This window comes from Pseudomonas sp. NFPP04 (genome assembly GCF_900113815.1).
Taxonomy (GTDB): domain Bacteria; phylum Pseudomonadota; class Gammaproteobacteria; order Pseudomonadales; family Pseudomonadaceae; genus Aquipseudomonas; species Aquipseudomonas extremorientalis.
Genome location: NZ_FOQS01000005.1, coordinates 57891 through 70146, shown reverse-complemented (window position 1 = coordinate 70146; position 12256 = coordinate 57891). Strand labels below are relative to the sequence as shown.

The window sequence follows — 12256 nt, the reverse complement described above, 5'->3', positions numbered from 1 at the left end:
TCCTGTGCTTGTTAGGAGTTTATTTGTGGCGCTGACGGCTGATGAAAATCGCCAGCAAAATGATCCCGCCCTTGATCACGCTCTGGACGTAGGGCGAAACGCCGAGCATGTTCAGTCCGTTGTTCAATACGCCGAGCAGCATGGCGCCAAGCAAGGTGCCGACGATCACGCCACGCCCACCGGCGATCGACGCACCGCCGAGCACCACGGCGGCAATCGCATCCAGCTCGAACGACACGCCGGCATTCGGCTGGCCGCTCATCAAGCGTGAGGTGAGTACCAGCCCGGCAATCGCCGCCGTCAGGCCGCTGATGCCATACACCAGCAACTTGAAGCGCGCGGCGCGCACGCCGGACAAGCGCACCGCTTCTTCATTGCCGCCGATGGCGTAGATGTAGCGGCCAATGCGCGTGTGTTGCAGCAGCACATAGGCGGCGGTGTAGGTGACCAGCATGATCAGGATGGGCACTTCGATGCCGAACAGGCTCTGGCGACCAAAGAAGCCGAACCACTCCGGCAGCCCGGAAATCGGGTAGCCGTCGGTGTACATCAGGCCCAGGCCCCGGGCGATGCCCATGGTCGCCAGGGTCACGATGATCGGCGGCATGTGCAGGTAGGCGACGAACAGGCCGTTGCCGACGCCGAAGGCCACGCCGATCAACATCCCCGCGCCAATCGCCAGGCCCGGCGGCAGGCCCGCGACCATCAACCCGGCGGTGAGCGTGCCGGACAACGCCATCACCGGCCCCACCGACAAATCGATGCCGCCCGTGAGGATCACGCAGGTCATGCCCACCGCGATAATCGCGTTGATCGACACCTGGCGGGCAATGTTCGACAGGTTGCTGGCGGTCAGGAAGGTGTCGCTGGCCAGGATCATCACCAGGGTCACCACCACCAGCCCCACGAACGGGTAGAACGCCGGCGAGCGCACCAGCCGCGCCAGGTTCAGGCGCAGCCGACTGCTGTCGACGGTGTTAATGGACGTATTCACTTGAGCCCCCTGTTGCATGGCGCATGACCTCTTGAGGATTGACGGCGGACGCTTCGAGTACCTTGACGATGGCGCCCTTGTGAAACACGGCGACGCGGTCGCACATGCCGATGACTTCCGGCAACTCGGAGGAAATCATGATGATTGCGTAGCCCTGTTCGGTGAGGCTGCGCATCAGCGCGTAGATCTGCGCCTTGGCCCCCACGTCGATGCCACGGGTGGGTTCGTCGAACACCAGCACGTCGCAGTGGTGGTTAATCCAGCGGGCGATCACCACCTTCTGCTGGTTGCCGCCACTGAGGTTGAACACCCGGCTTTCGCCGCTGGGCGCCTTGATCGACAGCTGACGCATCAGGTCTTCGACGCTGGCGCTTTCCCTGGCCTTGTCGATCAGGCCCGAAGCGTTCTGGTATTTGGGCAGGTTGTTCAGCGAGATGTTTTCACGAATGCTGAAATCGGTGATCAGCCCTTCGCTCTTGCGACTTTCCGGCAGCAGGCCGATGCCGTGGGCGAGCGCTTGTGCCGGGTCATCGAGGGTGATTTTCTCACCGCGCAGCCACACGTCTTTGCTCACCGACGGCAGCGCGCCCATCATGCCCAGCGCCAGTTCGGTGCGACCGGAGCCGACCAGACCGGCAAAACCGAGGATCTCGCCCTTGTGCAGTTGGAAGCTGTTGCGGGGCCCGTTGCGCACCAGCTGGATGTCCCTGACCTCCAGCAACAGCGGGCCGCGTGCGCCGCTCGGTTTGGGCGGAAAACTGCATTCCAGGCGCCGCCCGACCATCATCTCGACCAGGCGGTCGATATCACTGTCGGCCACCTCGGTGACGCCGACATTGCCGCCGTCGCGCAACACGCTGATGCGGTCGCACACCTGGAAAATCTCCTCCAAGTGATGGGAGATGAATATCACTGCCACGTCCTGGCGCTTGAGCTCGCGCATGATCTCGAACAGCAGCTCGGCTTCGCTGGGCGTGAGGGTGGCGGTGGGTTCGTCGAGCACCAGCAGGCGCGCATCCAGGGCCAGGGCCTTGGCGATTTCGACAAACTGCTGCTCGGCCACGCTCAGGTGCTTGACTGCGCATTGCAGGTCAATGGTCACGCCCAGGCGCTTAAACAAGGCCTCGCTGGCCTCGACCATTTCGCGCTTGCGCAGCAGGCCGAAACGGTTGCTGAGCTCATGGCCGAGGAAGATGTTTTCCACCGCCGTGAGGTAGGGAATCAGGCTGAATTCCTGGAACACGATGCCGATGCCAGCGGCGATTGCATCGCGGTAGGTGGCGAACTGCCGTGCCTGGCCATCGATCAGGATCTGGCCTTCGTCCTGATGCTCGACGCCGCCGAGGATCTTCATCAGGGTCGATTTGCCCGCGCCATTTTCGCCGAGCAAGGCATGGATCTCGCCGCGCTCGACCTGCAGGTTGATGGACTTTAGGGCCTGTACGCCCGGGTAACGCTTACAGATGTTTTCCAGCTTCAGAAGACTGCTCATACCGCCGACCTCGTATTCAGAAGGAGACCGCAAGCCCCACGGATGGCGTGGGGCCCGGGTGATTTACCAGCTGAAATCCTTGGCCTTGTCCCGGTCGATCAAGGTGATGTCCACCGGGATGGTGGCCGGCACTTGCGAGCCCCACTTCTTGGCCAGGGCAATGCCCAGGGCAAGGCGGATCTGGTCGCGAGGGTATTGCGCCGAGGTGGCGATGAACTTGCTGCCCGGCTTCTGGATCGCCTTGATCGCTTCCGGCGCGCCGTCGACGCTGACCAGTTTCACGTCCAGGCCGCTGGCTTCGATGGCCGAGAGTGCGCCGAGGGAGCCATTGTCATTCACGCTGAAAATACCTTTGAGCGTCGGTTGCGCCTGTAGCATGTTTTCGGTGACGGTCAGCGCCTGGTCGCGCTCCTGCTTGCCGTTCTGGATGCTGACAATCTTGATGTCCGGGTGCTTGGCCACGGCTTCCTTGCAACCGCGCACACGCTCCAGGATCGGCACCACGGCGATGCCGTCGAGGATGGCGATGTTGCCTTTGTCGCCGATGCTCTTGGCCAGGTATTCACAGGCCTGGAAGCCGGCATCGAAGTTTTTCGAACCGACAAAGGAATCCAGCGGGCCATCCGCCTGGGCATCGACCGCGACAACCACCACACCGGCGGCATGGGCGGATTTGACGGCCGATTGCACGCCGACCGAATCGGTGGGGTTGATCAGCAGGATATCGATGCCTTTTTGCAGCATGTCTTCGACGTCGCTGACCTGCTTGGACACGTCGTGGCGGGCGTCGGTGATGATCAGTTTCGCACCGATGCTCGCCCCGGCTTCTTCCAGGGCGTTTTTCATGGTGACGAAATAGGGGTTGTTGATTTCCTGGAAGGACGCGCCGATGCGGATCGGCTTGGCGGCGTCGGCAAAAGCGGGGGCAGCGGTGCCGAGGGTGATGCTTACAGCCAATAAACACAGGGTTTTCGGGAGCATTTTCATGGCGTGGTTCTCTGTTTTGTTTTTATTGTTAGAGCAAATGTTATCGTTAACATTTTGCGAGAAGCTAACAAGGAAATTCGGGTGACGCAAGGGGCCACTGGTCGGCTTCGGTCGGAATGTGGGAGGGGGCTTGCCCCCGATGGCGGAGTGTCAGTTGGCGATGTAAGTGACTGACCCGCCACCATCGGGGGCAAGCCCCCTCCCACACGTGTTCATGTGTGCACCACAAAACCTCGCACAATCTTGAGTACCAACTAAGCTCAGCCTCCAATAAAAAATACCGAGCTGCCTGCCATGGCCCATCCCACCGAGACCTTTCGCGCCCGTTACCGCGCCCAAGTCGCGCGCCACTACAACCCCTGGCTCCACGCCGGTTTCGTGTTCGGCTACGGCATCGCATGCATCAGCCTGGCCTGGTCATCGACGCACCAGATCACCGCACTGCAATGGCTGACCGTGCCCGCGACGCTGGTGTTCTTCAACCTGTGTATCTACCTGGTGCACCGCCACCTCGGCCACCACAAACACGCCTTGTCCCGCCTGTTTTATGCGCGCCACACTGGCGATCACCACAGCTTTTTCACCCCCGGCCACATGACCTACGACAGCCCCCGGGACTGGCGCGTCATCCTGTTCCCGGCCTGGCTGATCGTGTTGCACAGCCTGGCGATCACACTGCCCGCGTGGTGGTTGATCAAGCAACTGAGTCCCAACGTCGCCGGCCTGTTCGCCGGGTGCATGATCCTCGGGTATTTGCTTTACGAATTGTTTCACGCCTGTGAGCACCTGCCCGCCGACCACCCGGTGGCACGCCTGCCGTGGATCCGCCAGATGCACCAGTTGCATGCCCTGCATCACCGCCGCGAGCTGATGCAGGGGCGCAATTTCAATATCGTCCTCCCGCTGATGGATTACCTGTTCGGCACCCTGTACTGGGAGCCGGGCCCCCACGACAACCAGGAATCGTCATGAGTACCCGTCCCAAAAAACTGCGTCATCTGTTGTTTGTGCTGTTTCTGCTGGTGATTGCCTTCTTGCTGCTGATGCCCACCAAAGTGCAACCGGTGAACTGGACACCGCCCAAGCCACCTTCGATGAAGGACGGCCCCTACGCCGAAAACCAGCGTCTCAAGGGCGTGCAGAAGATCGGCGCCCAGGACATCGCCGGGCCAGAGGCGTTGCTGCTGGATACACAGGGTTATCTGATCAGCGGCCTGCATGACGGGCGCATCATCCGCACCGCGCCCGACAGCCGCAGCCTGGAGGTGCTGGCCGACACCGGCGGGCGGCCCCTGGGTCTGGCGCTGCACCCGGATGGGCGCTTGATCATTGCCGATGGCATCAAGGGCCTGCTCGCCCTGGATGCAAACCGCCAACTCACTACCTTGAGCACGGGTGCCAATAACGTCCCCTTCGGTTTCACCAATGACGTCACCGTGGACGCCAGCGGGCGTTATGCCTACTTCAGTGATGCATCGAGCCGCTGGGGTTACGGCCAGGACGGCGAAGCGGTGATCGAGCATGGTGGCGATGGCCGGTTGCTGCGCTATGACTTCAGCAACAGCACCACCGAGGTGCTGCTCGACCAGCTGCAATTCGCCAATGGCGTGGCCCTGGGCCCGGATGAACATTACGTACTGGTCAATGAGACCGGCGCCTATCGCATCAGCCGGTATTGGCTCAAGGGCGAACGTGCCGGCAGCCATGACCTGTTTATCGACAACCTGCCCGGCCTGCCGGACAACCTCAGTTTCAACGGCCAGGACCGTTTCCGGGTGGCGCTGTATTCACCGCGCAACCCTTTGCTGGACAGCTTCGCCGGGTACCCCTTGCTGCGCAAAGTGATGGTGCGGGCGTTGATGGTGGTGCCCAAGCCGATCGAGCGCAAAGCCTTTGTGCTGGGGTTGGATACGCAAGGCAAGGTGATTGCCAATTTGCAGGATGGCAGCGCGGGGAATTACTCGCCCATTACCACCGCTCGGGAATACGGCGAGTGGTTGTACCTGGGCTCGTTGAAGGGCACGAGCATGGCGCGGTTGCCGTTGGCACAGGCGTTGGCGCCCTGACGCAAAAAGGGCATACAGGCGCGCGGCCTGTATGCCCTGGTGGTTACTGGTTAAACACGCTTAGCTCTTGGTGCTGCTGAGCAGGGTCTGCTTGCACAGATGGCCAAAGCTGACGAACTCAGTGTTATCACCACCCACGCCGATACCTGGGTATTCCAGCACTTCCATGCGCCATACCCCGTAGTTGAAGTCGGTACGCCAAGTGTTTTTGTAGCCCTGGGCGTAGTCGACAAAGGTGGTCTGGAAGTCACCGAAGCAGGTGCCCACGTTGATCGTGCCACTCGCCTGACCGGCACTGTTGGTAGCCGCCGAATACCCTTTGTAGACGATAGCACCGGTGTCGGGGTTGATGTGCTGGTCGAGGTAGACGATCGGGTGCAGCCCCACCAGCGGTGCGCCGGTGCTGTCCGACAGCCCCATGGTCCAGGTCAGGTCGCGATAGGCCTGGGTGGTCATGTAGCCATACCCCACGTCGGACGCGGAGTAAGGGATGCGCAACACGTTGCCTTCGCCTTTTACATCAGGGCTGTTGACCCGAGGGTTGGAACCGAAGGACAGGTTGTATTTGCCCGTTGCGCTCCAAGGCTCATTCGGGTGTTGGTTCGGACGAACACGCACCTTGACTACCCCACCGACACCCGGGTTCGGGATCGACGTCGACACGACATTCGCACCCACGGTGACCCACTGGCTGCCATCGAAACGCTCAAGGATCCACTTGTTACGGGTGCTGCCACTGGCCGCGTCGGCCGTCAGGGCTATGCCTACGCTCTGGCCACGGACCGCCGTGAAATCAAAGTAGTCGACATCGTCTAGGCTGTCGGCGTTGCCTTTGATGTAGTTCAGGGTATCCGGCAGTTGAAACGCCGTGTCGGGCGTGTCATTGGGTTCATAGGCATCGATGTTGGCATCCACCGCCACACCGAACTGGAAGCTGGAGCCCTGCACCGCTGCGTTGGCTTCCATGAACCAGTAGTAGTCACCGGCAGGCACCACCCCGCTCAGGCTTTCATCGCCCGTGCCTGGATTATTGGAGGTGCCCAGCGGGAGCGGATTGCCTTGACCATCGTCCTGGAACAGGGTCAACGACATGTCGGTGCCTGCGGTCTGACCCACCAGCAACGCGTTGATGCGCGCCTTCTGTGGCAGGTTGAAGTGGTAGCACAGCAGGTCACCGGTCTGTACGCCATTGATGGTGTACAACTGGTTCACATCCAGCGTGGTTTCACAGCCCTGGACCAGTGCCGCCTGCACGGCGGCCGCTGCCTGGGCATCGGCTTTCTTGACCTGGGTTACCGGTGCCGGAGCGGCATGATCTTCCACCACCGAATCGGCCTGGGCCTTGGCGGCGAACGCCGGTTTTTTCAGTTGAGCACCCGCTTTGAGTTGCTGCTTGAGCGTCGCTGGGGCCTTGGTGGCCGGCACTATACCGGCGGCTTTGAGGCTTTGCTTGATGTCAGTTTGAACGGCTTGTGCAGCCAGGTGAGGGTATTGCTCGGCCAGGGCGAAGGCCGAAACGAAGCAGGAGGCCGCCATGGCCGCGCCCAGCATAAAGGCTTTTTTCGATTTCATTTTTTATCCATCCATAGTTAAAAAGTGAAGCTCAGGTGACGTCCGGTCACCTGGGATGGAATGTAGAATATGACTGGATGGATGTACAGTATTTTTTTGAAGAAATTTCAATTTCTATGGAATGGGGATGTCGCACCACCAGCGCCAGAAGCCCCAGACTGCTGTTGCGACGGCCAAAATTTGCAAAAGGTAGTAGGGCCACACCATCCAACGCTTGAGCGCTACAGGAACAGATGCCAGTTCGGCCTCTGTCACCAAACCGGCCTCCACATGGCGTTTTGAGTTTGAAAAGAAGTCAGAAATCAGCATCATGCGATGCTGCCTGTCGATCCACTGGTTTCGGCTCCAGAAGCGCTTGTTCTCGCGAACCTTTTCGTTTTCAAGGAAGTAACTTTCGACCTCGTCGAGCTTTATGTATTTTGCAAAAATCAGCACCCCTAAGGAAAAAAACAACCAAACAAACAGCACGACTGAGTAAACGAGAAAAAAGTCCACTGTCAGGCCCCTTCAGGTTGAAATATCAAATCCCCATCGATCTCTATAACCGCCCCCCCCAGAAATGAACCGAAATCACCTAACGCATCACCTCCCGTCGTCCCCCCCGCTACACCTCCAACAACTCCACATGCGAGTTCACCATTCCCTTTCAGACGAACACCTAAAAACAACTTGCATGCCCGACCAGCAACTTTTGCGCCCCAAGCTCCCAGAGTCGCGGCCCCCGCCACTGACCCCACCAACCTCCCCGCCTCCACATACTTCGCCCGTCTACACTGCGCCTCCCGCCCCTCCACACACGCCTCCTTGATCTCCAACCCTGCCACTCCCACATCCAGCGCCAACCCCACATAAGTCCCTTTACCCAACCACTTCGACATCTGCGCAATCTCCCGCATCCGCTTCGCATACCCCGCAATTTCACCTTTATGCAGATAGCTCTTGGTCGATAGGCCCAACACCTTTTTTAACGAATCATTGCCCTGCAACCCCGTACCCAACCGCGCCGCACCTTGCAGTTGCACCTCCAACCGCCGGAACAATCCCTGGCGCTGTTGAATAAACGCAGCCCTGTCCAACACACCGTCCTTCAACCGCTGATGCAACCGCTCGATCTCCTCCAGCGTCTGCGCCACTTCATCCAGGTGCCGCGCCCAGGCCGAGGTCGCACTGCCGATGCCAATCGAGCCATTCGCCATGAAACTCTGCAGCAAGTCATAGTTGTCGATCACCGTCGTGCCGGCCGCAGCACTTCCCTCCAGATGGCGGCGTACCTCCTCGGCATGCCGCATCAACCAAGCCTCCTCCACCGAGCAATTCACGCTGTGGCTGTCGGGAATAATCACCAGTTGCCCGGGCGCCACCAGGCCGGGACGCAGGTGCCGGTTCAGCACATCAAAATGAGCGGAACGCTGGCGGCTGGGGGCACCGCCCATCAGTCGGTTTTTCAAGCTCTGATAGTCCGTTACGCGGTTGTTGATAAAGCTTTGCGCCATGCCTCACATCCTGTGAGCAGTGAAGATGGCGTCGAAATATAAGCAAGCTCCTGCGCCCCGGACACACGTCCAGGGGGGGGCGATTTACATTTGGGAAGCTGCCTACGCAGCAAAGAAATACAGCCTACGGAAACAACCCTAATACCCGGTCATTTCCAGGTAACCCACCCCGCCCTCGAACTGCACCGGGCCTTCCCAGTACGGGATACTCAGGTTCATCCAGGCATTCGGGTTGACTGCTTGCGTAGTGATATCCAGCTGCTTGCCGGGGATTTTCAGCGACCAGCGGGTGGGGATCTTGCGCCCTTCTATGGTCGTCGTTTCCAGCGGCGTCAGTTGGATATCCGCGTTGTGCAGGGTTTGTGTATGGCCCTCGCGATCAATCCAGGTGCCGGTCAGGTAGGACGCGCCATCGGTTTGCCGTACTCGGAACAACATCAATTGCTCGCCCCGGTCCAGGTGCAGGGAAAACCAGTCCCAGCCGGTCTGGCTGGCGGTCAGCGGTTGGCTGCTCCATTCGCGGTCGAGCCAGGCCGGGCCGCTGACTTGATACACCCGGCCATCAAGGCTAACGCTGCCGCTGGCGTTGAAAAACGGTTGGCTGTAGTAGTACGAGGCCTGGCCCTGGTCGGATTTGCGGCTGTAACCGCTGTCGCCCTGCAGCACCAATGGACGGCTGGATGTCAGGTGCAGGTCGTAGGCGAATTGCGCACCGCTGGCCTTGAGTTGCATGTCCGACAAGGCGCCCATTGCACCCGGACGGGTGGCGAAATTCCAATCATCGATCCAGGCGTTGAACGGCACTGCCTGGGCTCCGGCCTGGCCGACGCCACCGCGTGCGTAACGCTCGGCGGCGTAATGGTGGGTGGCGGACGTGACGGCCGCGTGGCCGAGCCACACGGTGGAGTCATGCCAGCCTGCTTGCACCGGCCCGGCCTTGAGTGCATTGCGAAACAACGTCCATTGCACGCCAAATACATTGCCCTGCGCGTCCTTGAGATTGGCCGTGACGTACCACCATTCGATACGAAAGTCCGCATGGGGGCCATGATCCTCGGGGAAGCTGAACACCTTGCCCGGTACCACCTGGGCAAAGTCCGCCGCGTCGCTGCCCAGGCCGGCAAAGCTTTCCTGTGGCGCGGGCACTTTGTCGCAAGCGGCCAGTAACAGACACACCACCAACAGGGGCTTAATCTTCATGGGCAAACGTCCTCAACAAATCCGCAGGACGGCTGCGGTACAACTGCCACAACGGCCAGGCCGACGCCAGCAAGGTCGCCAGCATCGCCAGCCCTAGCAATTGCGCCAGCTGCCACGGGAACACCTGCAATGGCAGGCGCCAGCCAAACGCCTGCACGTTGATCACTGCATCCAGGCACCACGCCAACAGCAGGCCGAGCGGTACGGCCAGCACCAACGTGAGCACCGCCAGCAGCCAGGTCTGGCCGAGGTTGAGCAGCATCAATTGCCGACGCGTGACGCCCAATGCCCACAGCGGTGCGAGCTGGCCCAGGCGGCTCTGGCTCTGGGTCAACAGGCTGATGAACAACGCCACGCCGGCCACGCCCAAGGTCAGGCTGTTCAGGGCAGCGGTGGCGGCGAAGGTGCGCTCGAACACCTGGCTCGACCAGCCCTTGAGTTGTTGCTGATCGACGATACGGTTGTCGTCCAGGGCAAAGGCGCGCTGCACCTCACGTACCAGCGGCGCCACGTCCGACGGTGACACCCGCAGGTTGAAACGCGCCGGTGACAGCGTCGGCCAGTGCGCCAGCAGATGTTGTGAGCTGACCAGCACATGCCCCTTGGGATTGCCGTAGTCGGCGTAAATCCCCACCACCTTCGGTGACCACACACCCTGGGGCGTGGGGATGTTCACGGCATCGCCCAGTTTCACCCCGAGCCGGCGCGCCAGTTGCTCGCTGAGCATCAAGGTGTCGCCCTTCTGCAACTGGTCCCAGGGTTCGCTCGTGGCCTCCAGCAGCGGCCAATGCTGACGGTAGGTGGGATCGTCGACCACGCCAAACAGGTCCGCCGGCCAGCCCTGCACTTGCACGGCGACCTGCCAGGTGGGCAGCACGGCCTGCACTAACGGCTGTTGCGTCAGCCAGGTGCCGAGTTGTTCGGCCTGGGCAGGGCTTTGTGGGTTGAGATACAACTCGGCAGTCAGGCGCTGCTCCAGCCAGTTGTTGAAGGTATGACGAAAACCCGAGGTCATGGAGCCTGCGCCGATGTTCGCGGCCAGGGCCAAGAGCAGCGCCATCAGGGCCAGGCTCAAGGCCGGCAACTGCTGGCGGCAGTCGGCGAGAAACCACTGGCCGAGCACCGAACGGCTACGCCCCAACACGGCCTTGAGCAGGCCGTTGAGCAGCACCGGCAACCCCAGGGCGGCGCCAAGCAGCAATGCCGCCATCAGTACAAAGCCGGCAGCCAGGCTGTTACCCAGCCACAGCGCCAGCACGGCGATCAGCAACGCAGCGGCGGCCACCCACGCTTGACGACGCAACCAGCGACCGTGAGCTTCATGCCAGGCCTGGGCGTTGGCCAGCGCCAGCAAGGGCAGGCGCGCCGCCCGCCACAGGCTGCCGGCACCGGCGAGCACCGCACCGAGCAGGCTCAAGCCCAGCCCCGCGCCCCACCACCACGGGCTGAGGCTCAACTGTCCCGGTACTTCAGCGCCATACAAGCCACGCAGGCTGGCGGCCACATCGGGCAATAGCAGACTGGCCAACAGGTAGCCGCTGGCGACGCCCAGCACACCACCGAGCAGCGAGAGCACGCCCAATTCCACGCTCAAGCTCACAATCAGCAGGCGCACGCTGACCCCACACGCGCGCAACGTGCGCAGCAGCCCGCGCCGTTGCTCCAGGGCCAGGCCGATGGCGGCATGCACGATGAACAGCCCCACCACGAAGGACAGGAAGCCCAGCGCGTCGAGGTTCAGGTGAAAGCTCTCGGTGAGGCGAGCGAGGTTATTGTCCTCGCCTTGCTTGAGTTGCAACCCGGCGGGCGGCGTGGGTTGGCTGGCCGCGAACGCCTTGTCCACCAGCAGCCGCGACAGGCGCTCAGGCATCTGCAGCACGGGCTGGGCGAAACCGATGTCGGTGAGCAACAGGCCGGGCGCCATGTCTGCTTGGGCTTGCAATGGCGGCAGTGTGCGGCCGCCCACAGTGGTCGGTTGCTGGCCTTCGCGCAGCCCCAAGGCCTGCAAGGTCTGCGGCGCGATCCAGGTACGCCCCGGCGGGTCAAGGAAGGCGAGCATCTGCGCCTGGCTCAAGCGCTGCCCTGCCACGGCGCCGCTGCCGGGCAACGACAACGGATCGATGCCCATCAACTGCAGGCGTACATCCTCCTGCCCCTTGAGCTGTACCCGCCCCTGTACCACCGGAGACACCGGCCAACCAGCGCGGCGCAATTGAGCGAAGACCGCCTGGGGGAAACTCGCCCCGTCCGGCGCACCGAGGCTGGCCTGGGGTTCGCCGCCGATCAATTGGCTGGCGCGGGCATAGCTGTCACGCGCCTGGCTGTTGAGGGCTTGCACGCCGATCAACAGCGCGGTCGCCAGCCAGAGGCCGGTGAGCACGCTGAAAAACTGCACGGGATGCCGTCGCCAGTGGCTGAGCAATGCGCGCAAGGTCCACTGAAATACCGCCAT

The 12256-nt window shown here is 61.6% G+C and carries 10 protein-coding genes; 2 read left to right on the top strand and 8 right to left on the bottom strand.

Annotated features, from left to right (window positions below):
* Positions 1–19: 19 nt before the first annotated feature.
* From BM017_RS12425 to BM017_RS12415, 3 genes are all read right to left on the bottom strand, one after another.
* Positions 20–1012 carry an ABC transporter permease gene (locus BM017_RS12425; RefSeq protein WP_092245506.1) on the bottom strand — a complete coding sequence of 331 codons (993 nt, stop codon included), beginning with the start codon at positions 1010–1012 and terminating at the stop codon, positions 20–22.
* Positions 978–2486 carry a sugar ABC transporter ATP-binding protein gene (locus BM017_RS12420; protein ID WP_092244599.1) on the bottom strand — a complete coding sequence of 503 codons (1509 nt, stop codon included), beginning with the start codon at positions 2484–2486 and terminating at the stop codon, positions 978–980. Before BM017_RS12420 ends, BM017_RS12425 begins: the two co-directional genes overlap by 35 nt.
* 63 nt (positions 2487–2549) lie before the next feature.
* A complete protein-coding gene (locus BM017_RS12415; protein WP_092244596.1) occupies positions 2550–3473 on the bottom strand; it encodes a substrate-binding domain-containing protein in 924 nt (307 codons plus the stop codon).
* Positions 3474–3767: 294 nt separating this feature from the next.
* Here BM017_RS12415 and BM017_RS12410 point away from each other — a divergent pair, with 294 nt between their 5' ends.
* Complete coding sequence (locus BM017_RS12410) at positions 3768–4445, top strand: sterol desaturase family protein (protein WP_092244593.1); 678 nt, start codon at positions 3768–3770, stop codon at positions 4443–4445.
* Positions 4442–5539 carry an SMP-30/gluconolactonase/LRE family protein gene (locus tag BM017_RS12405; protein WP_092244590.1) on the top strand — a complete coding sequence of 366 codons (1098 nt, stop codon included), beginning with the start codon at positions 4442–4444 and terminating at the stop codon, positions 5537–5539. The genes BM017_RS12410 and BM017_RS12405 overlap by 4 nt, the downstream gene beginning before the upstream one ends.
* Positions 5540–5599: 60 nt before the next feature.
* On the opposite strand, the gene BM017_RS12400 is transcribed toward BM017_RS12405, so the two are convergent.
* From BM017_RS12400 to BM017_RS12380, 5 genes are all read right to left on the bottom strand, one after another.
* Positions 5600–7111: a hypothetical protein gene (locus BM017_RS12400; protein WP_071492122.1), complete on the bottom strand. Its 1512-nt coding sequence runs from the start codon at positions 7109–7111 to the stop codon at positions 5600–5602.
* 114 nt (positions 7112–7225) lie between these two features.
* A complete protein-coding gene (locus BM017_RS12395) occupies positions 7226–7606 on the bottom strand; it encodes a hypothetical protein (RefSeq protein WP_092244587.1) in 381 nt (126 codons plus the stop codon).
* A 2-nt stretch (positions 7607–7608) separates the two neighbouring features.
* Complete coding sequence (locus BM017_RS29100) at positions 7609–8604, bottom strand: hypothetical protein (RefSeq protein WP_092244584.1); 996 nt, start codon at positions 8602–8604, stop codon at positions 7609–7611.
* Positions 8605–8742: 138 nt separating this feature from the next.
* The gene (locus tag BM017_RS12385) at positions 8743–9804 is read right to left on the bottom strand and encodes a lipocalin-like domain-containing protein (RefSeq protein WP_092244581.1); all 1062 of its coding nucleotides are present in this window, start codon (positions 9802–9804) and stop codon (positions 8743–8745) included.
* Positions 9794–12256: an ABC transporter permease gene (locus tag BM017_RS12380; protein ID WP_092244578.1), complete on the bottom strand. Its 2463-nt coding sequence runs from the start codon at positions 12254–12256 to the stop codon at positions 9794–9796. Before BM017_RS12380 ends, BM017_RS12385 begins: the two co-directional genes overlap by 11 nt.